Source organism: Streptomyces saintjeani (genome assembly GCF_055409605.1).
This window is the reverse complement of sequence record NZ_CP189624.1, coordinates 4984732-5011335: the sequence shown is the minus strand read 5'-3', so window position 1 is coordinate 5011335 and position 26604 is coordinate 4984732. Positions and strand designations below refer to the sequence as shown.

Below are 26604 nucleotides of genomic sequence, written 5' to 3'. Positions count from 1 at the left end.
CGGCGTCAGCCTTCCCCTTCGCTCCCGGTCTCGCCCAGCAGCTCCCTCAGCAGCCGCTCGTCGTCCGCGCCGAGGCCGGTGACGAAGCTGGCGAGCACCGCCTCGCGGTCGCGTTCGCCGTCGAGCACCTTGCGCATCTTCCGTGCGGCCAGGCCGGCTTGGTCGGACGCGGGGGTCCAGGCGAAGGAGCGGCCGGCGCGTTCGCGGGTGACGGCGCCCTTCTCCAGGAGGCGGGTGAGGATCGTGATGACGGTCGTGTACGCCAGGTCGCCGCCGAGGCGTTCCTGGACCCAGCCCGCCGTCGCGGGGCCGTCGGCCGCGCGCAGGGCCTCCAGGACGAGGGCCTCCAGCTCACCCTGCCCCCGCCGCCGGGGACGTTGTTCGTGGTCCGTCACGCCCTGCTCTCCTCTCCGTTGCCGGATGTAACTCCATGGTATCGGGGTATGTCATACCCTCCCCCTCCGATTACTTCTACAGTGATGTAGATTTAATGGCCAGGGCCGATCCCCACGGGTCACCCTCGCGACCTACGGTCGTAGTACCCCACCCCCGAGGAGGAGTTCGCAGTGGGAGTAACCCTGTCCAAGGGCGGAAACGTCTCGCTCAGCAAGGAGGCTCCCGGCCTCACCGCCGTCGTCATCGGGCTCGGCTGGGACGTCCGCACCACCACCGGCACCGACTACGACCTCGACGCCTCCGCGCTGCTCCTGGACGCGAACGGGAAGGTCGCCTCCGACGCGCACTTCATCTTCTACAACAACCTCACCAGCCCGGACGGCTCCGTCGAGCACACCGGCGACAACCTGACCGGTGAGGGCGACGGCGACGACGAGACCATCAAGATCAACCTCACCGGTGTACCGGCCTCGATCGACAAGATCGTCTTTCCGGTCTCCATCCACGACGCCGACAACCGCGGCCAGAGCTTCGGCCAGGTCCGCAACGCGTACATCCGCGTCGTGAACCAGGCGGGCGGGCAGGAGATCGCGCGCTACGACCTCTCCGAGGACGCGTCCACCGAGACCGCCATGGTCTTCGGCGAGCTGTACCGCCACGGCGCCGAGTGGAAGTTCCGCGCGGTGGGCCAGGGGTACGCCTCCGGGCTGCGCGGCATCGCGGCCGACTTCGGCGTCAACGTCTGATCCACCGCCGGACGTACGGGGATCGCCCCTGGGGGATCACCTTGAGGAGTCACCTTCGGGTGAGTTCTCGGGTACTCCCCGGGGAAGTTCTGGGGTGGACCTCGGGTGAGCCCGGGTCGCCCCGGATAGTCCTGAGGTAGTCCCCGGGTAGCCCTGGGGTACTCCCCGGGAGTCCTGGGGATTCCCGGGGCAGTCCTGGAGTGGTCCCCGGGTAGCTCTCGGGCACTCCCCGGCCGCCTCTCGGGGTAGCCGCTGGGTCCGCTCCGGGGTCGTACCCGGCCAGTTCTCGGGGTAGCCCTGGGGATGGCTCCACGGGCGTACCCGGGTAGGTCCTGAGAGTGCCCCCTGGGGCCGGCTCCGGAGTCGTACCCGAGTCGTACCCGGGTAGGTCCTGGGAGCGATCCCCGGCCGACCCCTGGGCGAACCTCGGAGCGATCCCTAGGGTGATCCCCCTCCGCCCCCTTCACCACCGGGAGACCAGATGGCCGTCCCGCACCACCTCCGCCCGGAGGACCGAGCGGACTTCGAGGAGACCCTGCGCCTCGCACTCGTCAGGACGGGGCAACGCGCCCTGAAGGAGAAGGCGTTGGCCGACGCCGACGTCATCTCGGCGGCAGCGGGAGCCGAGTACGCCGAGTACGTCGCCGTACGGCAGGACGCGAGCCGCCAACCCGCCGCGCAGAGCACCGCGCTCGCGGCCCTCGCCGTCCTCACGCCGATCATCTCCGCGACGTCGGCCGTCTTCCTCCTCCTCGCCGGCTACATCCTCCAACTCGCCGACGCGTCCGCCCCGTTGCCCGCGTCCCTCATCACCGCGGGCTGGATCCTCGGCATCATCGCCGTCCTCAGCACCCTCCTCGCCGTCGCGGCCGTCTTCCGCACGGCGATCCAGACCCGCCGGGGTCACGCCTCGCCCGCCGACATCGAGCAGGCTCGGCTGGAGTGGAAACGGGCTTTGCTGGAACGCGGGTTGGTGCCGTACCTGTCGGGCTCGGGGGACAACTCGGGGCGCACCGCGACTGGTTGACGTAATCGCCGCGCAGGGCGTCTAGTTGACCTGATCGAGTCAGGCGAGCCCGCGCGATCGGGAGCCGCACGCCAGGAAGCCGCCACGATCGCACCGCAGGAAGTTCGCGCAATCAGGCCGCGCGGTAGGAAGTCGCCCCGTTGGAGCCGCACCGCAGGAAGCCCGCATGATCGGGCCACAGGACAGAGAGTCGCCTTCCCTCGGGCCTCACCGCAGTAGACCACCGCGACCAGACCGCACCGCACCGCGAGAAGCCTGCGTGACCAAGCCACCTGAAGGAACCGGCACGATCACGGCGCGCGGCAGAGGGTCGCCATATTCGGGCCGCACCGCCGGGAGTTGACGTGACCGGTGCGCACTCCGCCGAGCCGACCTCGTACGCCGCGAGCCGGAGCCCTCTCATGGCGGCTCCGGCTCGTTCGGCCTCGACGGCTCAGGCGTGCTCAGTGCTCAGGCGCGCACGGGGTCCAGGCGTACTCGGCGTCTCAGCCGTACAGAACCACCCGAGGCTGAACCGTCCCGACCGCACCGGGGGACGTGACGGTCAGGCGGTACACCTGGGTCAGCGTCTCGCCGAGCGCGAGAGTGTGCTGCGCGGTCGTGAGGTCCGTGTAGAGCGTGCCGGTCTGGGTGCCCGGCGTGACGGCGGTCCAGCAGCCGTCGGCCTTGCGCAGCTCCAGCTTGACGTCGGCGGGCTTCAGGAAGGGGCCCGAGTCCGGTGAGACGAGCAGGAGTTGGGGCGCGACTATCAGGTCGGACGCGGTGGTGTTCGCGTAAGTGACCGTGAATTCATGGCTCTTGCCGTCGGTGGGCAGAGCGCTGGTCGCCTGGTCGACGAACTCGACCGGTACGGGGGCCGGTTCGGCGGCCGAGGCCGCGGTGACGGTGGTGACCGTCGGTGTCGAGGGAGCCGCGAGGGCGGGGGTTGCCGTGGCCAAGCCGCACGCGAGGGCCGCGAGCAGGGCGAGGGAAGCGATTCCTGCCCCGGTGTGGGGGAACGGGACTTTCTTCACGGTGCCGTCCGGTCTCTTTCCGGTTGGTCCTTCAGAGGTACTGCGGGACTACTACGGGACCGAGTATTCCTAAGCACTTCCGCTCTTTGCCTTCGGGATGCCTGTCCGTTCACAGCACAGTCCGGCGCAGGCCGCATCTCAAGGTTCACATTCATAGACAACGATCAAGCACGTGACCCTTGACGTGTCCACACCGTGAGCCTACTTTCCAGAGAAAGCGCTTGCTATCGCCCGGACACCCCAGATCCGGGAGCTCTACCTGTTCACGTACACACCCCTCAGCCATGTACTCGAACGGAGCCGCACGATGCACCAGCGATCAGCGAGAACAGCCGCCCTCGCCTCCTCCGCCCTCCTGGCCGGCACCCTCGTCGCCTTCACCGGAACCTCCCCGGCGACCGCCGCGACCGTCCGCCAGGAGGCAGAAACCTCCCCAGCGGTCTGCACGGGAACCATCGACTCCGACTGGACCGGCTTCTCAGGAAGCGGTTTCTGCAACGGGACCAACTCCACGAGTGGGTACGCCCAGTTCACGGTGAACGCGGCCGTCGCCGGAACCGCGACGCTCAACATCCGCTTCGCGAACGGGACTTCGACCGCACGCCCGGCCTCCCTCGCCGTCAACGGGACGACCGTGCAGACGCCGTCCTTCGAGGCGACCGGCGCGTGGTCGACCTGGGTCACCAAGACGCTGACCGTCACGCTCAACGCGGGCAGCAACACGATCCGCCTGACGCCTACGACGTCGGAGGGGCTGCCCAACGTCGACTACGTCGAGTCGACGACCACCGACTCGACGACGCCTCCCGCGACCGGCGCGCTCTATGTCTCCCCGACCGGCACCGACAGCGCCGCCGGCACGCAGTCCGCGCCCACGACGCTCACCTCGGCGATCAGCCGGGTCACCGCGGGCGGCACGATCTACCTCCGGGGAGGGACGTACAACCAGTCCGCCACAGTGACCATCCCCCAGACCAGCAACGGGACTTCAGCCGCGCGGACCACCCTCACGGCGTACCCGGGCGAGACCCCGGTGCTCAACTTCTCGGCACAGAGCGAGAGTTCGTCGAACCGTGGGCTCCAGCTCTTCGGGTCGTACTGGAAGGTGTACGGGGTCGTCGTCGAGCGGGCCGGGGACAACGGGATCTACGTCGGCGGCAGTCACAACGTCGTCGAGCGGACCATCACCCGCTACAACCGTGACACCGGGCTCCAGTTGGGGCGGATCGCCTCCTCCACGCCGAGCAGCGACTGGCCCTCGGACAACCTGATCCTCAGCGCCGAGTCGCACGACAACGCCGACTCCGACGGAGAGGACGCGGACGGGTTCGCGGCGAAGCTGACGACCGGGACCGGGAACGTCTTCCGGTACTCCGTCTCGCACAACAACATCGACGACGGCTGGGACCTCTACACCAAGACCGACACGGGTCCGATCGGTCCGGTCACCATCGAGGACTCGCTCTCCTACAGCAACGGCACGCTGTCCGACGGCACCGTCAACTCCAACGGCGACCGCAACGGGTACAAGCTCGGCGGCGACGACATCGCCGTCAACCACGTCGTACGGCGCAGCATCGCCTACCGCAACGGCAAGCACGGGTTCACGTACAACAGCAACCCGGGGTCGATGGCCGTCTCCAACAACCTGAGCATCGACAACGCGACCCGCAACTACTCGTGGGACGCGGGGACTTCGGTGTTCCGCTCCAACACGTCCTGCCGGTACGCCGTCAGCGGCTCCAACGACAAGACGATCGGGGACGCCGACAGCACGAACCAGTTCTGGACCGGCACCAACGGCTCGCGCTGCGCGTCGGGTTGGTCCGGTGCGCTGAAGTGGTCGTTCGCGTCGGACGGCAAGCTGGTGGTGACGCTGGGCGGAGTGGCCGTGACGCTGTGATCCACTGACGGCGATACGGCACGCGGGCCCGCCTGTTGCCTGGGCGGGCCCGCTCGCGGCGACTTCGGAAGCAGTTCGGCCCGGGAGTCGACCCAGACCGAGAGGCCGCTCAGCTCAGCCCGAGCGCCTGCGCCAACTCCCGGTACCCGGCAGCCGAGTTGCCTTCCCCGGACTCCAGCAACTGCACCACCACATGGTCGGCCCCCGCCTCGACATGCGCCCGCAGCCCCGCCTCGACCGCCTCCGGCCCGCCCTGCACCACCAGGTCGGCGAGGAGCCGGTCACTGCCGGGCGGGGTCAGGTCCTCGTCGGTGTAGCCCAACGTCCGCAGATTCGCGGTGTAGTTGGTGAGCGCGAGGTAGGGAGCCACCCGCTCGACGGCCAACTCCATTGCCCGTACTGAGTTCTCGTCCAGGACGACCTTCTGCTCGGTCGCCAACACCGGTCCCTTGCCGAGGATTTCACGGGCACGACGCGTGTGCTCCGGGGTGACGAGGTAGGGGTGCGCACCGGCCGTCCGGTCCCCGGCGAGCCGCGTCACCTTGGGGCCGAGCGCCGCCAAAACCCGACGGCTGACCGGGACTTGGACCTCGTCCAGGACGTCGAGGTAGTCGTTCAGCGCCTGGTACGGCCGTACGTACTCCTGCGTGACCTCCCGGTGCCCGGCGCCGATCCCCAACAGGAAGCGGTCGGGGTGCCGTTCGACCACCCGGTGGTACGCGCGGGCCACCTCCGGCGCCGGGCTGGCCCAGATGTTCACGATCCCCGTCGCGATCACCAGCGTCTCCGTCGCGTCCAACAGCCGTTCGACCGTAGAGAATTCGGAGACCGGGAGGTTCCCGAGCCACAGGGCACCGAAGCCGAGCGCCTCCAGTTCCACGGCAAGCTCGGACGGTGTCTCGGAGATCCGCCAGACACCGTATGTACCGAGGTCGAGGGGCTCGGGGTCGCTGATCGTCGTCATACCCGGGCCAACCACTTCGCCCTCACCCCTTATTCCGATCCCCATCAAATAATCGCCTCACCACGGCAACTCCCTTCCGTGCACCACCTCCATCCGCGAAACCGCCCTGGTCAGCACCACGTACAGCCGGTGCCACCCCCGCTCCTCCCCCTCAACGATCGCCACCGGCTCGACGACCACGACATGGTCGTACTCCAGCCCCTTCACCGCTCCGGCCTCGACGATCTCGACCCGGTCGCCCGACACCCCCTGGAACCGGTCCACTTGGCCGTCGGCGACGACCACCCCCACCGATCCTTCCGACTTCAGCGCCCGCCGGACGGCCTCCGCCACCCCGTCGTACAGCTCCCCGGCGGATGCGACCCGGGTGATCCTCAACTCCCCGCCTCCGCGCAGGGATCGAGCGGCGGGGACCCGGACCTCCAGCCTCCCCAGGACCCGGTTCGCCAGTTCCAGCACGACCCCGGGGACGCGGAAACCGACAGTAAGCGGTACCACAACGGCGTCGGGTTTCCCGAGGTGGCGCATCTGCTCGGGCCACGAGCGGGCCGCCCAGGCCGTGGTCCCCTGAGCCAGGTCGCCGAGGACGGTCAGCGAGCCGAACTCGACGCGGCGGGCGATCGCGCGGCACTCCATCGGGGAGAGGTCCTGGGCCTCGTCGACGACGACGTGGCCGTACCCGGCGGGGTGGGTGACGAGACCTGAGAGTTCGTCCAGAAGGACCAGGTCGGCGGCGGACCAGCGGACCGACTTCCAGGAACGGGCCGGCCGCGTCCAGGCCAGCGCCACGCGCTCCTCGGCCGACAGGACGCCGTCGGCGTACCGGTCCAACTCCTCGCCGCCGCACAGAAGTTCGTACACCACCTCCTCCGGGCGGACCTTCGGCCACACCGCGTCGACGCAGCCGCCGACCGCGCGCTCCACCCGTCGTACCCAGGCGGCATTCCGGGTCCCGCTGCGGCGCTCCGCCTCCGCGCGCATCCGGACGACGATCCGCGTCCGCACGCGCTCGCGGCCGATCTCGTACGGCGGCTCCTCGGCGAGGACGGACCGGACGATCTCGGCGACCTCGCTCGCCGGTACCCGCCAGCGGTACGACCCCTCCTGGACCACGGCGCCCTGCGCATCGTCAGCGCGGACCCGGCCGTACAGCGCCCGGCGTAGTACCTCCGCCATGCGGGGGTCGTGCTTGAGGACGGCGGCGGCGCGGGGGTCCGTGCCGGTGACCGGGTGGAGGGCGATCTCTTCGAGGAGGGTCGACTGGCGGACGCCGGTCTCGCCGAGGGAGGGGAGCACCTCGGAGATGTAGGAGAGGAAGGTGCGGTTCGGGCCGAGGATCAGCAGGCCGGCGCGCTGGATGCGGCGCGGGTGCGTGTAGAGGAGGTACGCCGCGCGGTGGAGGCCGACGGCGGTCTTGCCGGTGCCGGGCGCGCCCTGGACGCAGATCGAGTCACCGAGTTCGGCGCGTACGAGGTCGTCCTGTTCGGGCTGGATCGTCGCGGCGATGTCCCTCATGGGTCCTACCCGGGGACGCTCCAGCTCGCGGGCGAGGAGACCGGCGACGGCGGCATCGGCCCCGGCCTCGATGTCGTCCCCCTCCGGAGCTACGGCACCGGGTCCCTCTGCGGAGGTAGTACCCCCCAGCCACTCGTCCTCCAGCCCTGTCAGATCCCCCGAGTCCCCCCGGCTCCCGGCCGCCCACCCGAAGCGTCGCCGGACATCCACACCCTGTGGATCGCGGGCCGACGCCTGGTAGAACGCCCGGGAGATCGGTGCCCGCCAGTCCACGACCAGCGGCGGATCGGCGGGCCGCTCGCTCACCCGGACCCGGCCCACGTGATGGGCACGGCCGTCCCCGAAATCAAGCCGTCCGAAGAAGAGCGGCCCCTCCGGCAGCTCGTGCAGCGCCTTCGCGTGGCTGCGCAGCCGGTACCCGAGGACCTCCGCGTCGGCGCCCGACGCAGAAACGTCCTCACCTGCGACGACCTGCTTGTCGGCGCCGTTCACCATCGCCTCGAAGGCGGCCCGGCAGCGGTCGTGATGGGCTCGTTCGTGCCGTAGGGACGCTTCCAGTTCAAGCTCGCCGGTCATGGCACAAGCCTAAACCCGAAACTTAACCGAGTCACATTTTTAACTCAGACCACCTTCGGGCTTCCCGCCTTCCGGCCTCCCGCCCGCCGGCTCCCCGTACAGGACCTCACGCGCCTGATCGGCCGCCCGCGCGATGCTCTCGGCCACGAAGTCCATGAACCGGGCCATGTTCTCCAGCCGCACGGCCGCAGGCGTCCCGGCACCCAGTACCCCCACCCCCCTACGAGCCACCTCCCCCAGGTAGGCGGTCGCCTTCGCGCTGGCGATGGTCGACTGGTACATCACGTCGTCGTCGACGACATACCTCTCCCGCCGCCGCCCCTCCGCCTCGCGCTCCCGCCGCACCAGCCCCTGGGCCTCCAGGAACGCGATCGCCTTCGATACGGACCCCGCACTGACGCCGAGCCGCCCCGACAGCTCCCCGGCGGCCAGGCTCCCGCCGTCCGTGACGTAGAGCGCGGCCAGCACCCGGGATGTCATGTTCGGCAGCCCCTGCTGGGTGAACAGCGTCGCGAACGCCTCCTCGTACTCCCGCACCGCCTCCGCGTCACGCCCCTCGACCGCCACCACCGCACCGGCCGCACGGGGCGCGGCCTTCTTGCGCCGGTGCGCGCGGGTCTCGGTAGCCCGGTGCGCGAGGTCGGCGCGATACCCGACCGGCCCGCCGTTGCGCATGACTTCACGCGTCACCGTGGACGTCGGCCGGTCGAGCCGCCGCGCGATCTCCGCGTAGGCGAGCCCATCCCCCAGCCCCACCGCGATCTGCTGACGCTCCTGCTGACTGAGCCTGCCTCCAGGCATCGCACCCTCCTCCACCGACCTTCGAGAACCTCGCCAGCATAGCTTTCAATCCTGATTCATTGCAACGCACACATCTTCGCTTGTTGCGTTAAACATAGACCCGTTGCAACGATTTTTAGGCTTTGACCTGCATAAATAACACCCCATCGCAACGAGTTCATTGCCAGATCCATCAACGCAACGTAGCTTTTCCAAAGTCAGAAACAACGAAGCGAAGGACAGGGACCATGCAGAAGTTCGACACCCCCGCCGTCATCACCGCCACCCTCTCCATCCCCGCCGGCCGTATCCAGCTCATCGCCGCCGACCGCACCGACACCACCGTCGAGATCCGCCCCGCCGACGCCGGCAAGTCCCGCGACGTGAAGACGGCCGAGCAGACGACGGTCTCGTACGACGCGGGCGTCCTGCGCATCGAGACCCCCGCGCCGAAGTCCCAACTCCTCGGTGGCCAGGGCTCGGTGGAGGTCACCATCCAGCTCCCCGCCGGTTCGCGGGTGGTGGCCAAGGCGGGCGCCGCCGAACTGCGCGGCGTCGGCCGGCTCGGCGACGTCACCTTCGACGGCGGCTACCGCGAGGTCAAGCTCGACGAGGCGGCCGGCGCCCAACTCACCGTCCACGACGGCGACATCACGATCGGCCACCTCACCGGGCCCGCCGGGATCAGCACCCAGCGCGGCACGATCCGCGTCACCGAGGCGGTGCGCGGTGCCGTCGGCCTCAAGACCCAGCAGGGCGACATCGAGATCGGCGCCGCGCAGGGCGTCTCCGCCTCGCTGGACGCGGGGACTTCGTCCGGACGGGTCTCCAACTCCCTGAAGAACGACGGAACTTCCGACCTCGTCATCACCGCCACCACCTCCCAGGGCAACATCACCGCCCGCAGCCTCTGATCCCGGAAAGGAACCCCTGACATGACCGAACTCGCCATCTCCGCCAGCGGATTGCGCAAGTCCTACGGCGACAAGACCGTCCTCGACGGCATCGACATCGCCGTCCCCGAAGGCACCGTCTTCTCGCTGCTCGGCCCGAACGGCGCGGGCAAGACGACCGCCGTGAAGATCCTCTCCACGCTGATCACCCCGGACGGCGGCGAAGCCCGCATCGCCGGGCACCAACTCTCCACCCAGGCCCAGGCGGTGAGGTCGGCGATCGGCGTCACCGGCCAGTTCTCGGCGGTCGACGGGCTGATCACCGGCGAGGAGAACATGCTCCTCATGGCGGACCTCCACCACCTCTCCAGGAGCGAAGGGCGGCGCGTCACCGCCGAGTTGCTCGCACGGTTCGACCTCACCGAGGCCGCGAAGAAGCCGGCGTCCACGTACTCCGGCGGGATGAAGCGGCGCCTCGACATCGCGATGACCCTCGTCGGGAGTCCTCGCGTCATCTTCCTCGACGAGCCGACGACCGGGCTCGACCCGCGTTCCCGGCACAACATGTGGCAGATCATCCGGGAGTTGGTGACCGGCGGGGTGACCGTCTTCCTCACGACCCAGTACCTGGAGGAGGCCGACGAACTCGCCGACAGGATCGCGGTGTTGAACGGCGGGCGGATCGTCGCGGAGGGTACGGCCGAGGAGTTGAAGCGGCTCGCGCCGGGGGGCCATGTCAGACTCCGGTTCGCGCACCCGGCGCCGTACCAGGACGCGGTGGCCGCGTTCGGCGAGGCGTCCCGGCAGGACGACTCGCTCACGCTCCAGATCCCGAGCGACGGGAGTCAGCGCGAACTGCGGGCCGTACTGGACCGGTTGGACGCGGCCGGGGTCGAGGCCGACGAACTCACCGTGCACACGCCGGACTTGGACGACGTGTTCTTCGCGCTGACCGAGAGCTCGACCGGCGCCTCGGCAACCGGGACCTCGGCAACCAGCGCCTCGACGACCGAGGCATTGACTGCCGGCCGCTGAGCGCGATCGGCACTGCCACCCACCCCCTACCCCCCTACCCGCCCCTCACCAGAACCCCCAACTCCCCTCAGGAGAACGCCCGATGAGCACCCTCTCCCTCGCCGCCCGCGACTGCTCCACCATGCTCCGCCGCAACCTCCTCCACGCCCGCCGCTACCCCTCCCTCACCCTCAACCTCCTCCTCACCCCGATCATGCTGTTGCTGCTGTTCGTCTACATCTTCGGCGACACGATGAGCGCCGGCATCGGCGGCGGCGACCGCTCCGACTACATCGCGTACATCGTCCCCGGTCTGCTCCTGATGACCATCGGTTCCACCACGATCGGCACGGCCGTCTCCGTGTCGAACGACATGACCGAGGGCATCATCGCCCGCTTCCGCACGATGGCGATCCACCGGGGCTCGGTGATCGTCGGGCACGTCATCGGCAGTGTGCTGCAATCGGTCGCGAGTGTCGTCCTCGTCGGCGCGGTCGGCGTGGCCATCGGGTTCCGGTCGACGGACGCGAGCGTCCTGGAGTGGCTCGCCGCGTTCGGCCTGCTCGTCCTCTTCGCCACGGCGCTCACCTGGATCGCCGTCGGCATGGGGCTGGTCAGTCCGAACGCCGAGGCCGCGAGCAACAACGCGATGCCGCTGATCCTGCTGCCGCTGCTGTCCAGCGCGTTCGTGCCGGTCGACACGATGCCGGGCTGGTTCCAGCCGATCGCCGAGTACCAGCCCTTCACCCCGGCGATCGAGACCCTGCGCGGTCTCCTCCTCGGCTCGGAGATCGGCAACAACGGCTGGATCGCGGTGGGTTGGTGCGTCGGCCTCATCGTCCTCGGCTACTTCTGGTCGACCGCGAAGTTCGACCAGGACCCCAAGTAGGCGTCATGGCAAGGCCGTTCACTCACAGGCGGCGCACCCCGGCAACTGCCGGTCGTGCGCCGCCTGTCGACCGTACGAAGCACTCGCCCGACCCCCACCTCACGAACCCCCCTCCACCAACTCCCCCACCGCAGCCGCCAGTACCCCGAACGCCCGCTCCGCCTCCGCCACCGCGTCCCGGCCGACCTCCTCCAGCGGCTCCCCCTCCGCGATCCGCCGCCAGTTGTCCAGCGCCAGGATGCGGCGTACGGCGATGATCTGCCCGGCCGCGAGCCGTGCCGGGAGGGTGCCGCCGAGGGCCTCGCCGAGGGCCTCCTCGGACCGCTCCAGGAAGCCGTACAGCCGCGCGACCAGCGACGGCGTACCGTACAGCAAGGCGTAATACGCCCGTACCTGAGGGTGATCGTTGAGCCCGGTGACCGGGTCGCGCGCCTCCAGTCCCGCCAGGAAGTGCCGCCGCAGCGCCTCCACCGGCGCGAGCCCCCGCGCCCGCCCGGCGGTCACCACCTCCGCGGCCTCCCGCTCGTGGTCCGCGAGGCGGTGCAGGACGAGGTCCTCCTTCGCCGGGAAGTACCTGAACAGCGTGGGCTTGGAGATCTCCGCGGCGGCGGCCACCTCGGCGACGGACACCTCGTCGAAGCCCCGTTCGATGAACATCCGGACCGCGATGTCCGACACGTCCCGGTACATCCGCTGTTTCTTGCGCTCCCGCAAACCGCTCTCACTCATGCGACGAGCGTACGCAGCGTAGCCCTCACGGGGTCTCACCCGGTGAGCGCGAGCCCCAGGTAGGGGTTGGCGGCGCGGGGGACGGGGAGGCCGAGGACGTCGAGGGCGGCTTTCAGGGTCTGGCCGTACGAGTCGACGGCGCGGCGGACGTTGGGAGCTTCCAGCGCTTCCCTGCTGACCAGGCGGTCGAGGTCGATGTACGCGGAGCGGACGATCTCCAGCCACCGGTACACCAGCCAGTCGTTCTCCCACCCGGCGACCCGCTCCGCCCCGAGCTTCTTCACCCACCGCGCGAACATCCGCTCCCTGATGGCCTGTTTGGTCGGCGTCAGGTGCATGTGCCGGACCAGGTCGTACAACGGGTCCCCGACAATCGCCAACTCCCAGTCGATGATGGTGAATTCGGCGGAGTCATGGCAGCGGACGAGGTTCCAGGGGTTGAGGTCGCCGTGGAGGAGGGAGGGGGCTCGGCGGGTGATGTGGTGCCGACTCAGCAGCTTGTCCAACAAGTTGGCATCGGGGAGCCCGACCTCTCTCGCCAACTCAACTGTACCTTCGGGAAGTTCCCAGACCAGGTCAACCAGAAAGGAGGTCAACTGCCCGTAGAAATCGTGACTTTCGGCCTCCGGGTCCAGCGACTTCCAGTCCACCCGCGTCAACGCGCACAACTGGTCCACCAGCGCGTCCGCCTCGAACGGCCGCAGTCCGTCCACCGGGTGCCGGGGGGCCCGCTCGGGGTCCGGACCGGCGTACGTGTGGATCGCGAACGGGTCGTCGTGATAACTCTCCCCAAGCGCAAGGGTCTTGGGGGCCAACACCGGTACGTCGGAGGCGTGGATGGCACGCAGCACCGCGTGTTCGTACAGCGGACGCCGCTCCCGCCTCCGTACGTCGGGGAGTTCACGCCGTACGACGACCGGGAAGCCGATGCCCGGGACCTCGACGACGGTGTTGAGGTGCGAGGCGCCCTTGAACACCTGGTCGGCGCCGGCCGCGCCCTCCGCAAGGAGCACGGCCTTCACCTGCTCGACCCCGAACTCCTCGCTGAGCGGCACCCGTTCGGTGTCGAGCCGGCAGTCGAACGCCTTGCCGAGCCAGTCCCGGCCGCTGACCTCACCACCGCGCCGGGCGGCGAGCCAGCGGAACAGCGCCGACTCGATCTCCGCCCGGCCCGGTACGGAACGCAGCCGGAGCGGCCGTTCGGCGACCCGCATCGCCCGCTCGACCTCGCGGGTCGCGCGGTCCAAGTCCCGTTGTGTGAAAGAGGAGTCGAGGGACCGCGCGGCACGCATGACGTCGGGGTAGAGGGACTGGGCCCGCTCGAAGTCGAGGTAGTGCCGCAGGTCGGAGTCGAAGCCGGTGACGGCCGCGGGCCGCACCCTGCGCATCGCCGACTCCCAGGCCCCGAGCACTTCGCTCCACTGGCGCTCCGGGTAGCGCATGCGCACCAGGTGGGTGGCGAGATCCTGCAACGGGTCGCCGAACGTGGCGAGTTCCCAGTCCACGGTGACCACCTCCGCCTCCACCGGGGCGTACGGCAGGATCAGGTTGTCGCGGTGCAGGTCGGTGTGCAGCAGGCTGTACGGCCGCTGCGCCATCGTCGGCACCCGCTCGGCGAAGCGCGTCAGCGCGTTCTCCGGGACGCCGAGCGAGCTGAACAGGCCGCCGAAACCACGCCAGTTGGGCAGCCTGATCTGCCGGTCCGCCTCCATGGCAAGGGTCTTGAGGAACGCCTGGCTGTCGGCACCGTGGGCGGGCCAGCCCGAAGGCAGCGGCGGCAGCACCGTACGCCGTACCCGCGTCATCTGAGCCAGCAGTTCGGTCAGCGCCGACATGAGCCGGGCGTCCACGGGTTTGCCGTCGCCGCAGACCGTCGACAGCGGCACCCCCTGCACATAGCTGTGGATGCTGAAGTCCCGGGCACGCAGCAGGCAGGTCGGCGCGTGCGGCAGATACGGGCGCACGGCTTTCAGGATCGCGCCCTCGTCCTGCCAGGTCCGGATCACCACCGGCACCGCCTCGCGCCGCCTGACCCGCACCAGCACGGTCGTACCGGCCTGCTCGCCCAGCCTGTCGGCCAGGAACTCCGGCAGCTCGCACACGTAGTTGTCGTTGTGATGGCCGCTGGCGACCGGTGCCTTGTTCCTGGCGTCCTCGACGAACGACGACAAGGCGGCGCTGGGCTTGATCACTGACCGCTCCGATGGGACTCACGCTGGTATGACAGGCACGCGACGTGTGTAACGACACAGTGGCGACGTGGGTGTAGTCACCACTCCTGGGTGTCTGCCTGTTCGACAGCGCGGGCGGGGGAGTCGTTCGGTCATGGTAGTCAACGCCCGTTACGCCAAGGTCACTTGGCGAGAGTTCTCCACACCGACTCGAACCATGTCCGCATGCTCTCCACGAAGACGGAGGCGGCCGAGTCCGGATCGGAGTCCTGGACCTGGTGGGTGAGGATGGCGCCGTACCCAAGGACGTCGAGTGCTTCGACCTCCTCCCCCGTGTCCAGGACGATGGGACGCTCGACCACCTCGTACGGACCGAACAGCGCACTGCGGTGGTTCAGCAGGTAGAGCTTGAACGTCGGTGTCAGGGGTACGTACCTGACCTCCAGAGAGATGTCCTCCACCGCGTTCTGCGCCCGGAGGGCCGTGAACGCGCGGGTGAGGATGGCGAGGTGCTGCCGTGTGATGCCCTGCGTCCGCTCCTGTAACCGCCGGTCTTTCGTGGCGCCTTTGACGTGCGGATACGGCAGTTCACCACTGGGCAGCAGCATCCGCAGCGCGATCCGCCTGGGGCTGATCTGCCCGGTGTAGATGCGTTCCATCTGGGACAGCATGTGTGCGCTCAGCGTCTCGGACGTCAGCGTATAGACATCCAGGGTGACTTCGGGCTCCTGGAACGCCTCGGCAAGCAGCGGCCCCAGGGACAGTGCCCGGCCCTTGCGCTGCGGATCCCCGGAGGATATGCGCCGGGTCTTCAGCACCACCCGCGATCCGCTGCCCTGCCGGGACTGGATCCACCCCTCGCTGGCCAGCTCCTTCAGCACCCGTTGGACGGTGTCCCGGGAGACGCCGAACTCGTCTGCCAGATCCCGCTGCGACGGCAGGAAACCCCCTACGAAGTAGACCCCGTCGGTGATCCGGGCGCGCAGTTCCCCGGCGACACGTTGGAACTCCCTGCCGCCGTCGCCGATCTGTTGCTCGCCCACTCTTCGACCGTACCGCCACCACCCCGGCGACAAACCACTTTCAGTCAAATCAACCGGCCAACTGGACTGGCAGTTAAGGGATCTACCGGCCAGGGAAAGACCACCTCACGTCAACCAGTCCAATTGGACTGCTAGTTGCAGGCTTCACCGAGAGTTGTCGGGAGGTGAAAGAGCATGCTCCTGTTGTCCACCCTGACGGAATCCCTCAGTCTGACCCTGGGCCTCCTGGCCCAGGCACGGCTCGGCCCCTTCGGCGTCTTCCTGTTGTTCTGCCTGGGAGTCGGACTGCGAGCCCGCCACAGCGGACTCGCAGTCGGTGCCGCCACATTGCTGACGGTCCTCATGATCCAGGCATGAGAGAGGCTTCCCCCGCCGCTTACGCCTGTTTCCTGACCACCGCCAGCACAGACTCCAGCGAAGAGACGACCGCCTCCGCACCCTCCTCGCGCAACAACCCCTCCTTGCGGCCGTTGCGCGCGTACCCGAGGAACGGCACCCCCGCCCGCCGCGCGGCCTCCAGGTCGGACGGCGTGTCACCGATCATCAGGGCGTCCCCGGGCGCCGAACCCATCGCCCGCAGCGCCCTGTTGAGGCAGTGCGGGTCGGGTTTGAGAAGCTGGATGTCGGCGGTACGGCCGTAGACGTGCGGTGCGAAACAAGCGCTCAGACCGCGGCTCGCCAGGTATTTCCCCACCACCCGGGGGGAGTTGTTGGTGGTGACCGCCATCCGCGCGCCGACCGCCACCCACGTACGGATCAGCGGGTCGGCGTACGGGGTGGGCTGCGCCGAGGTCGCGGCCGTCAACTCCTCCTCGGTGAGCCACTCTTCGAGCTCGACGACGAGGTCGCTGCCGGAACGCCGGCTGTCCACGGCGCGCAGGACGACATGAGGGTCGAGGCTGGCACGCTCCTCCTCGCTCAACAGCCCCCGCAGACCCCGCAGTTCGAGCCGCTCCACCAGCCCCGCCGCGACCCGCTCCGCGGGGTGCCCGGCGAAGAGCCCGCACACGGGCCCGTCGAAGTCCCACAGCACGACCCGGGCGCGACCGATCAACTCCTGTACTTTTCCGGTCGCCTTGTCACCGTCACGAGCCATCCGATCCGTCTGTTTCGTATCAGAAGTCACTAGGAGAGTGTCAGGTCTGTCGTGATGGTTTCCCAGAGGGCGTCGAACCACCGCTGCGACTCCTCGACGAACGCGGCGTCGCGTTGCCCGGTGCGCTTCTCGAAGGAGAAGAGCAGGGACTCGGTGCCCCGGACGTCGTACATGTCGAGAAGCACACCCTCGTCGGAGGGCTCCTCGTAGCGCGCGACGGTGTAGTAACCCATCAGCGCTTCCGCCTCGTTGAGCAGATACAGCTTGACCGGCGGCGTGAACGGCAGGGCGCGGAAGGAGACTTGGACGTCCACACCATGCGAGCGCAACGCGTTGAGGTTGTACCGCAGCACCTGTCCCTGCGCGTTACGCATCCCCAACCACCGCTTGTGCACGGTGTCTTCACCCTCGACCTCGCCCACCTGGACCGGGAACGCGAGGTTGATCTTCCGCGACGGCAGCATGATCCGTACGTCGAGCTTCTCCGGCCGGGCGATCCCCGCATGGATCAACCGCAACGGCTCCCCCAACGCCGGAATCAGACTCTCCGCCGTCAGACACACCGCGTCGATCCGCACCCTCGGCTCCCGGAACGCCTCCACCAACCGCGGCGCGAGCGCCACCATCGTCGGGCGGGGCTCGTCCCCCTCCTCCTCCGGTGCCTCCGCGATCCGCGGCGGGCTTCCCTTGCTGACGTTCGTCAGGAGCCCGTCCTCCTGCAAGGCCCGCAGCGCCTGCCGGACGGCTCCCCGCTCGACCCCGAACTCGTCCGCCAACTCCGCCTGGGTAGGCAGCCGATCACCGGCTTTGAGGTCCCCGACCCGGATCCGCTCCCGAAGTGTGTCGGCGATCTCCTGAGGCGAGAGCCTTCTGCCGGTGTCCACTGCCACCTTCCCCTGGGTCGTCACGGTCGAACGGTACAACTCTGATCCATCTTAAGGCAGTTGCCGACAACTTGTTTGAAGGTTGGTGCCAAATGGGGACAACATCAGTGTAGTTGGTTGCCAACTTGGTCAAGTTGGTAGACCTCCGGCATATCCAAGCCGGTCCATCTCAAGGCACCGCACAGAAGGAAGGGGTGAGCCCCATGCCCGCCGCCCTCGTCACCGCCGCCCTCGAACAGGCCGTCCAGTGGAGGTACGGCACGTCCGGCGCCGTCGCCATGCTGCTGATCAGCGTCGGGATCAAGGCCAGGATGCCCACCCTGACCTCGATAGGAGCCGTGATGCTGGCCGCGCTGATGACGACCCCGGCGGTCAGCTCGTGAGCTGAAGGTCCGAGCTGATCGTCCCCCACAGCGCGTCGAACCACAGCCGGGACTGCTCGACGAACGCGGTGTCGCGCGCCCCGGCCCCCCGCCCGAACGCGAAGAGCATCGACTGCGTGCCCTCCGCGTCGTACGTCTCCACCCGCTCGTCGTTGATGAGTTGCTCGCGCCGCCGCAACGTGTAGTAGGCGAACAGCGCTTCGTCCCCGTTGAGCAGATACAGCTTGACCGGCGGCGTGAACGGCAGGGCGCGGAAGTCGACTTGGACGTCGATGTCGTGCGTCTGGCGCAGCGCGAGGAGGTTGTGCTTGAGGACCTGCCCCTGCGCGTTGCGGTGCAGCAGCCAGTGTTCGCGCAGCCGCCCGGACGCCGAACTGTCCAGCGGCGCGGGGAAGGCGAGCGGAATGCTGCGCGACGGCAGCAGCACCCGCACGTCGACCTTGGCCGGTTTCATTCGCCCCGAATGGATGTGCCGGAGGGGTTCGCCCATGGCAAGTGTGAGGGACACGGCGGTCAGGCAGAGCGCGTCGATCTTGACGTGCTCGGCCTCGAACGCCTCGGCGATGCGCGGCGCGAGCCCGACCGTCGTCGGCTGCGGCGGGGCCGCCGGGCCGCGCACCTGGAGCCCAACTCCCAGGTCAAGGGCGACAGTTGCGGGTGCGCCCTTGGTCATGTTGGTGAGCAGGTGCTCCGCCTGGAGGATGCGCAGGGCCTGCCGTACGGCCCCGCGCTCGACCCCGAACTCGTCGGCCAACCGGGCCTGTGTGGGCATGCGTTCACCGGGCCGCAGCACTCCGGTCCTGATCCGGGTGCGCAGTTCGTCGGCCACCTGGTGGTGCGACTTCTGTGGCCGCTGTGGCCTTTTCCGTCCACTGACGGAGGCGTGTTCCGGCTCCACGTCGAAACAGTACAACTTCCCGCCATCTTTGGGCAGTTCCCCGAGAGATGGTTATGAGACGCTTCCAAGCGGACATAAGTACAGTGAAGTTGGCAGCCAACTTCACCTTACATGGTCAACGTGGTCAGACTTTCAGATGGTTGGTCGGGCTCCCTTCCGGAGGGGAGCCGGGAGCCCGCACAGACGGCGGCCCTGGCCGCACAGGCACAGCCACAACCGCATACGAGGCACCACCGCACAGCCACAACCGAACATCGCGAGCACAGCCACAACTTCATGAGCCACAGCTACGGACGAGTTACGCCGTCAGAAGTACGACCCGAGTACGACCAGTGACCGAAGAGGAGGTTCAGCACCATCCCCCTGCGGGGGTCTCGACTCAGAACATGTCCGGGCACCATGGCCGCCCGGACGTACGCAGCAGGGCGTCGGCCTCGCGCACGGCGCCCGCTCGTACCTCCCGCACCCGGTCCAGCGCCGCCAGCCGCGCCACCGACTCGTCGCCGAGCCACAGCGACGCGAGGTCGGTCACGTCCAGCGCGAGGTCGGCGCCCCGGGTGCTCCGGGTGCAGGACGCACCCCCGGGTGACACCGAGAGCAGGAACCGTCCGCCGGTGAGCCCCTCAGGGTCGTACACCTCGAGTACTACCTCTCCGGTAGCGTCGTACGTCCGTGCCTCCAGGGCCCGTGCGACGTCCAGGAGCCGTACCCACAGCCAGTCCGAGAGCTGGGTGATCCGTGCGGCGCGGGGGTCCGGCAGGAGGCGGGGCAGCAGGTCGTCGGGGCCGCGCCAGCCCGACTTCACGGTGGTCACCCAGTCGATCGAGCACAGGAAGTGCCACAGCGCGCGCTCCGCCTCAGGAGTTACGCCGATCAGCCACTTCACGGTCAGCGTGTTGGCGGCCTGGCCGCCGCCGGTCCACTCGTCGTCGACCTCGTACGCGACCAGCCCGTCGATCCGGCCCGCGCCGTCGCCCTCGCCCTCGCCTGCGGGCGAGCGGTACGCCACGTACGTCGGCACCGGCCGCTCACCCTCGTACGTCCGTAGTACCCCGGTATCACGGTCCCACCAGTGCTGGTCGCGGCTGACCGCGCCGGCCCGCCCGCGCCGTACCCGCTCGTGCAGCTCGGGCCCGGCCTTGCGCACCTCCTCCGGCTCCAGCACCTCGATCCGGCCCCCGCACTCGGGCGCGGCCCACCGCGGGTCGAGCCCCGTACGCGGTACGTCGATGCTCCACTCGGCGACCGACGTGGCCGGCCCGAACCCGTACCGCCCGTAGATCGGGTACTCGGCGGCGATCAGCGTGGCCACCACGTCGCCCCGCTCCTTCGCGGCACCGAGGTCCTCCCGCATGATCCGCGACAGCAGTCCGCGCCGCCGGTGCGTGGGCAGCACCGCGACGTTGGAGATCGCGTCGGCGGGTACGACCGCCCCGCCCGGCACGGTCAGCTCCTGCGCGAACGAGCGGTACGTCGCGACGACCCGGTCCCCGTCGAACGCCCCGTACGCCCGCGCCCCCGCGTCCGCGACGCGCCGCGCCCCGACATGCGGCTCCGAGATCGCGGAGGACCGCAGGAACCCCACGTTCATCGCGCGCAGCCACTCGTGCCGCTCGCTCTCGGCGATCAACCGGATGTCGATGGGGTCGGGGGTCGGGCGCGCAGGTGTCACGGGTTCGTTGGTCATACGCCCACGCTATGCACCCTGAGGACTACGCCTCCAACCATTTGCCCGACCGGCCTCACCCTCAGGTACGGCCTACCCCTCAGGTACGACCTCCCTCACCCCAGCAGGTCCTCCACCTGCGCCTCACCCTCCCGATACCTCCGGGTGATCTCGCCCCCGCAGTCGTCCGCCGCCCGCTGCAAGCCCTGCCGCCGCCGCGAGACCTCCTGCTCGTACGTCTCCAGTCTCCCCATCGCCTCGCTCAGCTCCCCGTCCGTACGGGCGGACAGGTCCGACAGCTCCACCTCGCCCAGCATCTCCGCGGCCAGCTTCCGGTACTCCTCCCCCTGAGGGGTGCCCAGGGTGACGTGCCGCGCGGAGGAGCGGTACCGCGCGGGCCCGTCCGCGAGGATCTCCGAGAGCCGCTCCACCACACCCCCCACCACGGCGGTACCCCGGCAGGCCAGCTCGGCCCGCAGGATGTCGATCCGGCCCTGCAACAGCCGCCGTACGTAACTGAGATCGGCCTCGTCGCGCAGCGCGTCCCGGCGCAGGTCGCGCAGCTCGACCAGGCTGAGCCGGGACAGGTCGTGCTCCTCGTACCGCGTACCCGATGTACTGAGTGTGCTCATCCGCCTCTTACCGTCCCCTCGACCGTCCCCACGACCGGGCGTGTGGGAAGCATGGTGCCACCCCAAGTGGCCGCTATGTGACCGAGTGCCCCCGAACGGCCCCAGATGGGGGGCTTTAGCCACCCTGTACGACCCTGGAGCTACCCGGTTACGACCGTGGAGCCACCACCCGTACGACCGTGGAGCCACCACCCGGCGTAGCCCCGGGAGCCACCCGGCATCATGGGTCCATGCGAGCAGTGGTGCAGAGAGCGGACGGCGCGAGCGTGGTCGTCGAGGGCGAGACGGTCGGCGGGTTCGAGGGCGAGGGCCTGTGTGTCCTGGTGGGCGTGACCCACGAGGACACGAAGGAGAAGGCGGCCCAACTGGCCAGGAAACTCTGGTCGATCCGCATGCTGGCGGACGAGAGGTCGTGCAGTGACATCAACGCCCCGCTGCTGGTGATCAGCCAGTTCACGCTGTACGGCGACGCGCGCAAGGGGCGCCGCCCCACGTGGAACGCGGCGGCCCCGGGCGATATCGCCGAACCCCTCGTCGAGGCCGTCGTATCGGAACTGCGTGCGCTGGGTGCGACGGTGACGACGGGCCGCTTCGGAGCCCAGATGCGGGTATCCCTCACGAACGACGGCCCGTTCACGGTGCTACTGGAGATGTAGGTACCTACTCCTGCCGGAAGGCCCGCCGAGCGACCTGGCGAACGGCCGTTCCGAGACGGCGTTCCAAGGCCCACCCCCGCCGTTCTCAAGCCCCGCCCGCACCCCGCTACGACCGCGCGACCTCCCGCCCCCGAGCGAACGCCTCCGCCGCCTCCCCGTCCCGCCCCGCCGCCGCCAGAGCCCTGCCGAGGTTCTGGTACGTCTCCGAGGCCCGATCCCGGTCCCCAAGCTCCTCCAGCAGCCTCCCCGCTTCGGCGAACGCGTCGAACGCCTCCGCCTCGCGCTCCGACTCCCGCAGCACGACGGCCAGGTTGTTCCACACCATCGCCTCGCCGTGCAGGTCCCTCACCTCCCTGCGCAGAGTGAGCGCCCGCCTGAACGCATCGTTGGCCGCGTCGAGTTCACCCCGCAACGCCTCGGTGATCGCCCTGTTGTTCCACTGCTCGGCCTCGCCCGCCCGGTCCCCCCGGTCCCGGTGGAGCTCACAGGCCCGCGCGAACGCCTCGACGGCCTCGTCCGGCCGTGAACTCGCCAGCGCGTCACCGACGTTCTGCCAGGCGGTCGCCTCCCGCAGCTGGTCTCCGAGACGCGAGGCGAACTCCCGCGCCAGCCGGCTGACGGCCAGGACCTCTTCCAACAGCCCACGTCGGCGCAGGTATTCGGTGAGGCAGAGGGCGAGGTCGAGCGCGCGAGCGGTGTACCGGTCCGCCTCACCCCACTCGACGGCGGCCAGCAGCCCGAGCCGCTCCTTGTCGAGCCAGCCGAGAGCCTCGTCGAGATCCGCGAAACAGCCCAACTCCCGGGTGATTCCCCGAAGATGGTCGTCGGCCTCGTCGGCCCGGCCCAGATAGTGCTGGAGGACCCGCTCCCGCGCATCCCCCCGCTCCACGGCACAGGAAGGGTCGTCGTCCGACACCTGCGTGGCGAACACCCGTACCAGATCGTGCAGTCGCCACTCCGTACGACTGCTGCTGCGGTCGACCAGATACGCCCGCTCCAGCGCGGCGAGCACGCCCGCCCGCGGCGCGCCCCCGAGCAGCGCCGCGAGTATGCCGACACCCGCCTCCGGTCCCGGCGCCTCGGCCAGCAGCCGCAAAAGCCGGGCCTGTTCGGCGTCAAGCCGCTGGTACGACAGCTCGAAGGCGGCCCGTACGCTGCGCTCACCGTCGTCGAGGAAGTCCAACAGCGTGCTCTGGTCGCGCAGTTCGTCCACCGCCTCGGCCACGGGCTTGTGCGGGTCCCAGACGAGTTGCGCGGCGGCGATCTGGAGGGCCAGCGGCAAGTACCCGCAGAGGGCGGCGAGTTCGAGCGCAGCGTCCGCCTCGTCGGTGATCCGGAGGTCCGTCCCGTTGGCGAGCCGCAGCGCCTGGTCCAGCAGGGCGACCGCCACCTTCGGCGAGAGCTGTCCCAACGACAGGTGATGGGCGCCGAGTTGGGGGATCGCGGTGCGCGAGGTGATCAGGATGCGGTGGCGGGAGTCGGCGGGGAGCAGCGGCCGGACCTGTCCGGGGGAGGCGGCGTTGTCCGCGAAGATCAGCACCCGGTCGGGCCAGTGGTCCAGTTGGCTGCGGTAGTGCTTGACCCGCTGTTCCTGGGTGGTGAGGTGCTCGGCCGGTGTGCCGAGGTCTTCGAGCAGGGTGCCGAGCGCTTGTTCGGCGGCGACGGTCGCGTGGTCGTGGCCGTGCAGGTCGATGAAGAGGAAGCCGCCGGGGAACCACCCCTTGTCCTTGGCCGCGTGCGCCGCCTCGGTGGCGAGCGCGGTCTTCCCGACGCCCGCCATACCGGCCAGCACCGCCGCCGTGACCGTGCCGGGCTGCGGCGGCCCGGGGGCAGGGCGCAGGAAGTCGTCCAGTTGTCTGAGCAGCCTCTTGCGCCCGGTGAAGCTCGGCGTCGCGGGCGGCAGGGAACCGACGGCGAGCGGATCGGGCTCGGCGGGCATCGGCGGGAGGTGGATGTTCAGTACGGCGCCGGTCACGTCGCCGAGGAAGAGCCCGTCGAAGTCGATGTGGTCCCCGCCCACCAACGCGGCGCTCCCGGGCCGGAGTTTCTCCATGGCCGCACCCAACGCGCGTGCGGTGTCGGGGCTGTTGGTCAGCAACTGCCCCAACCGGTCGCGCAGGGGCTGCGGTACGGCTCCGCGCTCGCCCGGGGCGAGGAACTCGGCCAGCTTCCGCGCCAGGTCCTGGCCGACCGGGCCCGCCGCCCCGTCGGTCAGCGCGCTCAGCAGCGCCTGAAGGGCCGACTCCATGCTGTCCCCCGTACCGCGGATGCCGCCCACGGTAGTACCACGCCTCCCGGCGCTGCACCCGGTCCGCCGGATTCCGCAGTTCGATACGAGTATCTGCACGGTGTGGCGACACTAGAGTGTTGGAGGTCGGACCCCGTCGCACGGACGCGGACGACGGCATACGGGCGAGGTGGTCAAGTGCCGGACAGGCAACCCCTGGTGGCGATCATCACCGGACTACCCCTGGAGTATCAGGCCGTACGGTCACTCCTCACCGGCCTGGGGGAGCGGATGATCGGCACCGCGCTCCCCGTCGAAGTGGGTGACCTGCCGGACAGCGTCTGGCAGGTGGCGCTGGCGGACGTCAGTTCCTGGCACACCCCTGCCGCGATCGTCGTCGAGGATGTCGTGCGCCAACTCCGCCCCGACGCACTCCTGTTCGTCGGTATCGCGGGCGGCCTCAAGGACACGGTGGAGGTCGGCGATCTCGTGGTCGCCACCCGGATCTACGCCTTCCAGGGCGGCGCCCAGACGCCCGAGGGCTTCTACGCGCGCCCTCAGTCGTGGGACTCCTCGTACCGGCTGGAGCAGGCCGCGCGGTTCGCCCTGCGCGGCGAGCCAGGTGTCCACTTCGGCGCGGTGGCGGCCGGCGAGATCACCCTGAACGACGAACACACCTCTCTGCCGGCCCAGTTGAGGCGCCACTACAACGACGCGCTCGCCGTCGAGATGGAGGGCGCGGGCATGGCGCACACGGCTCATCTGACCACCGGGGTCGAGACGCTCACGATGCGCGGCATCAGCGACGCGGCGGACACCGCCAAGAAGCCCGAGGACCCCAGGGCCGCCCAGTCGCACGCCGCGGACCGGGCGGCGGGGGCGGCAGCGGCCGTACTCCGCAAGCTGACCCCACCGCCGTCACGCTCCACGAGCGTCGCGGACAGCGGCGACCACATCGACTTCCGCGGCAGCACCTTCTTCGGCACCACCTCGGCAAAGATCACGGTGGAATCCCCCCGCGAGGACAACTAAGGCTCTACGACGACCTCTTGAGCCGCAGCCGTCTTCTCCCCCACCACCAACTCCGCATCCACCGGCACGTTCCGCTTCACCAACGCCAGTGCGATGGGCCCGAGTTCATGATGCCGGGCGGCGGTCGTCACGAACCCGATCTTCCGCCCGTCAGCCCCCTCGGCGGCGACCCGGACCTCCGCCCCGTGCCCCGGCAACTGCACCTCGCTGCCGTCGAGATGGAGGAAGACGAGCCGCCGGGGCGGCTTGCCGAGGTTCTGGACGCGGGCCACCGTCTCCTGCCCCCGGTAGCACCCCTTCTGGAGGTGGACGGCGGTCCCGATCCACCCCAGCTCGTGCGGGATGGTCCGGTGATCGGTCTCGAACCCGACCCGGGGCCGGTGCTGCTCGACACGCAGCGCCTCGTACGCGAGGAGCCCGGCGGCGTCCCCCACCCGACCAGCGAACTCTTCCAGCTCCGCGCGAGGCAGGAAAAGATCACGCCCGTACGGCGTCTCCCGCACCACGACGGACCCGGGCACCTCGGCCACGGACCCGGCCGGCAGATGGACGACGGCGAAGTCACCGGTCCGGTCCTCGACCTCGACCCGGTAGAAGAACTTCATGGACTCCAGGTACTCGATCAGCGCCTCCTGCGACCCGGGCTCGACGTGCGCCCACACGGTCGCCCCGTCGTCGACGAGGTACAGCGCGTGCTCGATGTGCCCGTTCGCGGAGAGGATCAGCGACTCGGTGGCGACGCCCGCGGCGAGGTCGCTCACATGCTGGGTGAGCAGCAGGTGCAGCCAGGCCAGCCGGTCGTCCCCGGTGACGGCGACGACGCCCCGGTGCGACAGGTCGACGAACCCCCGCCCGTCGGCGAGCGCCCGTTGCTCCCGGAACAGCTCTCCGTAGTGGGCGGCGACACCGTCGTCCACACCCTCCGCGGACACCGCACCCGGCAAGGACAGCAAGGGACTCTTCATGGTCCCAACCCTACGACGCGGCTCCCGGAACCCGGCGGGGCTCCCGCCCCTTCGCCGCGCGGCCCGCTACTCCCTCTCCTTCGCCGAACACTCCTCGCACCGCCCGAAGATCGCGAAGTGCTTCATGTCGGTCTCGAACCCGAACCGCTCCCGCAGCGCGTCCGTGAAGACCGCCGCGACCTCGACGTCCGCCTCGATCACGCGGTCGCAGTCCCGGCACACGAGATGCAGATGATGGTGCCGGTCGGCGAGGTGGTAGGTCGGCGCGCCGTGCCCGAGATGCGCATGGCTGACCAGCCCCAACTCTTCCAACAGCTCCAGCGTCCGGTAGACCGTGGAAATGTTGACCCCCGACGCCGTCTTCCTCACTTCCACGAGGATGTCGTCGGGGGTCGCATGCTCCAGCGTGTCCACGGCTTCCAACACAAGCTGCCGCTGCGGCGTCAGCCGATACCCACGCTGCCTGAGGTCGCTCTTCCAGTCGGTGCTCACCACACTGGAGAGTC

At 69.4% G+C, this 26604-nt stretch carries 26 protein-coding genes; 10 read left to right on the top strand and 16 right to left on the bottom strand.

The annotated features are described in order from the left end of the window. Positions 1–5: 5 nt before the first annotated feature. Positions 6–395: a BlaI/MecI/CopY family transcriptional regulator gene (locus ACQCO7_RS22900; protein WP_010351594.1), complete on the bottom strand. Its 390-nt coding sequence runs from the start codon at positions 393–395 to the stop codon at positions 6–8. A 171-nt stretch (positions 396–566) separates the two neighbouring features. Between ACQCO7_RS22900 and ACQCO7_RS22895 the strand changes: the two genes are divergently transcribed. Then, positions 567–1142 (top strand): TerD family protein, encoded by a 576-nt coding sequence (locus ACQCO7_RS22895; RefSeq protein WP_010351595.1) that lies wholly within the window; start codon positions 567–569, stop codon positions 1140–1142. Between the two features lie 481 nt (positions 1143–1623). Beyond that, entirely contained in the window at positions 1624–2169 is a 546-nt protein-coding gene (locus tag ACQCO7_RS22890) for a hypothetical protein (RefSeq protein ID WP_464073607.1), read from the top strand. Positions 2170–2654: 485 nt separating this feature from the next. Here ACQCO7_RS22890 and ACQCO7_RS22885 read toward each other — a convergent pair whose 3' ends face one another. After that, positions 2655–3182, bottom strand: a complete 528-nt coding sequence (locus tag ACQCO7_RS22885; RefSeq protein ID WP_464073606.1) for a signal peptide protein — start codon at positions 3180–3182, stop codon at positions 2655–2657. A gap of 307 nt (positions 3183–3489) precedes the next feature. On the opposite strand from ACQCO7_RS22885, the gene ACQCO7_RS22880 reads away from it, so the two are divergent. Further along, on the top strand, positions 3490–5085 hold the full coding sequence (locus tag ACQCO7_RS22880; protein WP_464073605.1) for a carbohydrate-binding protein: 1596 nt from the start codon (positions 3490–3492) through the stop codon (positions 5083–5085). A 109-nt stretch (positions 5086–5194) separates the two neighbouring features. Here ACQCO7_RS22880 and ACQCO7_RS22875 read toward each other — a convergent pair whose 3' ends face one another. Genes ACQCO7_RS22875 through ACQCO7_RS22865 form a run of 3 tightly spaced genes read right to left on the bottom strand, consistent with a single transcriptional unit; the run spans position 5195 to position 8941 of the window. Beyond that, positions 5195–6049, bottom strand: coding sequence for an LLM class F420-dependent oxidoreductase (locus ACQCO7_RS22875; protein ID WP_464073604.1), 855 nt, complete (start codon positions 6047–6049; stop codon positions 5195–5197). 57 nt (positions 6050–6106) lie between these two features. After that, complete coding sequence (locus tag ACQCO7_RS22870; protein ID WP_464073603.1) at positions 6107–8140, bottom strand: HelD family protein; 2034 nt, start codon at positions 8138–8140, stop codon at positions 6107–6109. 39 nt (positions 8141–8179) lie between these two features. Continuing rightward, complete coding sequence (locus tag ACQCO7_RS22865; RefSeq protein ID WP_464073602.1) at positions 8180–8941, bottom strand: GbsR/MarR family transcriptional regulator; 762 nt, start codon at positions 8939–8941, stop codon at positions 8180–8182. 227 nt (positions 8942–9168) lie between these two features. Here ACQCO7_RS22865 and ACQCO7_RS22860 point away from each other — a divergent pair, with 227 nt between their 5' ends. The 3 genes from ACQCO7_RS22860 (at position 9169) to ACQCO7_RS22850 (ending at position 11716) form a co-directional block, all read left to right on the top strand. Continuing rightward, positions 9169–9834 (top strand): DUF4097 family beta strand repeat-containing protein, encoded by a 666-nt coding sequence (locus tag ACQCO7_RS22860; RefSeq protein WP_464073601.1) that lies wholly within the window; start codon positions 9169–9171, stop codon positions 9832–9834. A 21-nt stretch (positions 9835–9855) separates the two neighbouring features. Beyond that, complete coding sequence (locus ACQCO7_RS22855) at positions 9856–10848, top strand: ATP-binding cassette domain-containing protein (RefSeq protein WP_464073600.1); 993 nt, start codon at positions 9856–9858, stop codon at positions 10846–10848. A gap of 82 nt (positions 10849–10930) precedes the next feature. Next, the gene (locus tag ACQCO7_RS22850) at positions 10931–11716 is read left to right on the top strand and encodes an ABC transporter permease (RefSeq protein WP_464073599.1); all 786 of its coding nucleotides are present in this window, start codon (positions 10931–10933) and stop codon (positions 11714–11716) included. 99 nt (positions 11717–11815) lie between these two features. Here the strand turns inward: ACQCO7_RS22850 and ACQCO7_RS22845 are convergent, their stop codons facing one another. The 3 genes from ACQCO7_RS22845 to ACQCO7_RS22835 form a co-directional block, all read right to left on the bottom strand. Beyond that, positions 11816–12445, bottom strand: coding sequence for a TetR family transcriptional regulator (locus ACQCO7_RS22845; protein ID WP_050371362.1), 630 nt, complete (start codon positions 12443–12445; stop codon positions 11816–11818). 35 nt (positions 12446–12480) lie between these two features. Continuing rightward, positions 12481–14637 (bottom strand): phosphotransferase family protein, encoded by a 2157-nt coding sequence (locus ACQCO7_RS22840; RefSeq protein ID WP_464073598.1) that lies wholly within the window; start codon positions 14635–14637, stop codon positions 12481–12483. Between the two features lie 161 nt (positions 14638–14798). Next, positions 14799–15659 carry a winged helix-turn-helix domain-containing protein gene (locus ACQCO7_RS22835; protein ID WP_464073597.1) on the bottom strand — a complete coding sequence of 287 codons (861 nt, stop codon included), beginning with the start codon at positions 15657–15659 and terminating at the stop codon, positions 14799–14801. 174 nt (positions 15660–15833) lie between these two features. Here ACQCO7_RS22835 and ACQCO7_RS22830 point away from each other — a divergent pair, with 174 nt between their 5' ends. Next, positions 15834–16016 carry a hypothetical protein gene (locus ACQCO7_RS22830; RefSeq protein WP_409115469.1) on the top strand — a complete coding sequence of 61 codons (183 nt, stop codon included), beginning with the start codon at positions 15834–15836 and terminating at the stop codon, positions 16014–16016. 19 nt (positions 16017–16035) lie between these two features. Here the strand turns inward: ACQCO7_RS22830 and ACQCO7_RS22825 are convergent, their stop codons facing one another. After that, a complete protein-coding gene (locus ACQCO7_RS22825) occupies positions 16036–16755 on the bottom strand; it encodes an HAD family hydrolase (RefSeq protein WP_464073596.1) in 720 nt (239 codons plus the stop codon). A gap of 29 nt (positions 16756–16784) precedes the next feature. Then, positions 16785–17639, bottom strand: a complete 855-nt coding sequence (locus ACQCO7_RS22820; RefSeq protein ID WP_464077269.1) for a FadR/GntR family transcriptional regulator — start codon at positions 17637–17639, stop codon at positions 16785–16787. Between the two features lie 203 nt (positions 17640–17842). Between ACQCO7_RS22820 and ACQCO7_RS22815 the strand changes: the two genes are divergently transcribed. Next, entirely contained in the window at positions 17843–18022 is a 180-nt protein-coding gene (locus tag ACQCO7_RS22815; RefSeq protein WP_464073595.1) for a hypothetical protein, read from the top strand. On the opposite strand, the gene ACQCO7_RS22810 is transcribed toward ACQCO7_RS22815, so the two are convergent. The 3 genes from ACQCO7_RS22810 to ACQCO7_RS22800 all read right to left on the bottom strand — a co-directional run bounded on the left by ACQCO7_RS22810 (position 18012) and on the right by ACQCO7_RS22800 (position 21218). Further along, entirely contained in the window at positions 18012–18935 is a 924-nt protein-coding gene (locus tag ACQCO7_RS22810) for a winged helix-turn-helix domain-containing protein (RefSeq protein ID WP_464073594.1), read from the bottom strand. The genes ACQCO7_RS22815 and ACQCO7_RS22810 overlap by 11 nt on opposite strands. A gap of 364 nt (positions 18936–19299) precedes the next feature. Next, positions 19300–20607 carry a GNAT family N-acetyltransferase gene (locus tag ACQCO7_RS22805; protein ID WP_464073593.1) on the bottom strand — a complete coding sequence of 436 codons (1308 nt, stop codon included), beginning with the start codon at positions 20605–20607 and terminating at the stop codon, positions 19300–19302. Positions 20608–20702: 95 nt separating this feature from the next. Beyond that, complete coding sequence (locus ACQCO7_RS22800) at positions 20703–21218, bottom strand: RsiG family protein (protein ID WP_010351620.1); 516 nt, start codon at positions 21216–21218, stop codon at positions 20703–20705. 230 nt (positions 21219–21448) lie between these two features. Here ACQCO7_RS22800 and dtd point away from each other — a divergent pair, with 230 nt between their 5' ends. After that, entirely contained in the window at positions 21449–21874 is a 426-nt protein-coding gene (dtd, locus tag ACQCO7_RS22795) for a D-aminoacyl-tRNA deacylase (protein WP_029183557.1), read from the top strand. Between the two features lie 106 nt (positions 21875–21980). On the opposite strand, the gene ACQCO7_RS22790 is transcribed toward dtd, so the two are convergent. Then, complete coding sequence (locus tag ACQCO7_RS22790) at positions 21981–24122, bottom strand: tetratricopeptide repeat protein (protein ID WP_464073592.1); 2142 nt, start codon at positions 24120–24122, stop codon at positions 21981–21983. Positions 24123–24299: 177 nt separating this feature from the next. On the opposite strand from ACQCO7_RS22790, the gene ACQCO7_RS22785 reads away from it, so the two are divergent. Next, the gene (locus ACQCO7_RS22785; protein ID WP_464073591.1) at positions 24300–25133 is read left to right on the top strand and encodes a 5'-methylthioadenosine/S-adenosylhomocysteine nucleosidase; all 834 of its coding nucleotides are present in this window, start codon (positions 24300–24302) and stop codon (positions 25131–25133) included. Here the strand turns inward: ACQCO7_RS22785 and ygfZ are convergent. Continuing rightward, complete coding sequence (ygfZ, locus tag ACQCO7_RS22780; protein ID WP_464073590.1) at positions 25130–26098, bottom strand: CAF17-like 4Fe-4S cluster assembly/insertion protein YgfZ; 969 nt, start codon at positions 26096–26098, stop codon at positions 25130–25132. The two genes, ACQCO7_RS22785 and ygfZ, sit on opposite strands and share 4 nt — an antisense overlap. A 66-nt stretch (positions 26099–26164) precedes the next feature. Continuing rightward, the gene (locus tag ACQCO7_RS22775; protein WP_464073589.1) at positions 26165–26593 is read right to left on the bottom strand and encodes a Fur family transcriptional regulator; all 429 of its coding nucleotides are present in this window, start codon (positions 26591–26593) and stop codon (positions 26165–26167) included. Positions 26594–26604 lie beyond the last annotated feature (11 nt).

What these genes read in the sequence shown, in the direction of transcription:
- ACQCO7_RS22890 (WP_464073607.1), top strand. Translation starts at nt 1,624, where the DNA reads ATGGCCGTCCCGCACCACCTCCGCCCGGAGGACCGAGCGGACTTCGAG.
- ACQCO7_RS22880 (WP_464073605.1), top strand. Translation starts at nt 3,490, where the DNA reads ATGCACCAGCGATCAGCGAGAACAGCCGCCCTCGCCTCCTCCGCCCTC.
- ACQCO7_RS22875 (WP_464073604.1), bottom strand. Translation starts at nt 6,049, where the DNA reads ATGACGACGATCAGCGACCCCGAGCCCCTCGACCTCGGTACATACGGT.
- ACQCO7_RS22870 (WP_464073603.1), bottom strand. Translation starts at nt 8,140, where the DNA reads ATGACCGGCGAGCTTGAACTGGAAGCGTCCCTACGGCACGAACGAGCC.
- ACQCO7_RS22865 (WP_464073602.1), bottom strand. Translation starts at nt 8,941, where the DNA reads ATGCCTGGAGGCAGGCTCAGTCAGCAGGAGCGTCAGCAGATCGCGGTG.
- ACQCO7_RS22860 (WP_464073601.1), top strand. Translation starts at nt 9,169, where the DNA reads ATGCAGAAGTTCGACACCCCCGCCGTCATCACCGCCACCCTCTCCATC.
- ACQCO7_RS22855 (WP_464073600.1), top strand. Translation starts at nt 9,856, where the DNA reads ATGACCGAACTCGCCATCTCCGCCAGCGGATTGCGCAAGTCCTACGGC.
- ACQCO7_RS22850 (WP_464073599.1), top strand. Translation starts at nt 10,931, where the DNA reads ATGAGCACCCTCTCCCTCGCCGCCCGCGACTGCTCCACCATGCTCCGC.
- ACQCO7_RS22845 (WP_050371362.1), bottom strand. Translation starts at nt 12,445, where the DNA reads ATGAGTGAGAGCGGTTTGCGGGAGCGCAAGAAACAGCGGATGTACCGG.
- ACQCO7_RS22830 (WP_409115469.1), top strand. Translation starts at nt 15,834, where the DNA reads ATGCTCCTGTTGTCCACCCTGACGGAATCCCTCAGTCTGACCCTGGGC.
- ACQCO7_RS22825 (WP_464073596.1), bottom strand. Translation starts at nt 16,755, where the DNA reads ATGGCTCGTGACGGTGACAAGGCGACCGGAAAAGTACAGGAGTTGATC.
- ACQCO7_RS22815 (WP_464073595.1), top strand. Translation starts at nt 17,843, where the DNA reads ATGCCCGCCGCCCTCGTCACCGCCGCCCTCGAACAGGCCGTCCAGTGG.
- ACQCO7_RS22805 (WP_464073593.1), bottom strand. Translation starts at nt 20,607, where the DNA reads ATGACCAACGAACCCGTGACACCTGCGCGCCCGACCCCCGACCCCATC.
- ACQCO7_RS22800 (WP_010351620.1), bottom strand. Translation starts at nt 21,218, where the DNA reads ATGAGCACACTCAGTACATCGGGTACGCGGTACGAGGAGCACGACCTG.
- dtd (WP_029183557.1), top strand. Translation starts at nt 21,449, where the DNA reads ATGCGAGCAGTGGTGCAGAGAGCGGACGGCGCGAGCGTGGTCGTCGAG.
- ACQCO7_RS22790 (WP_464073592.1), bottom strand. Translation starts at nt 24,122, where the DNA reads ATGGAGTCGGCCCTTCAGGCGCTGCTGAGCGCGCTGACCGACGGGGCG.
- ygfZ (WP_464073590.1), bottom strand. Translation starts at nt 26,098, where the DNA reads ATGAAGAGTCCCTTGCTGTCCTTGCCGGGTGCGGTGTCCGCGGAGGGT.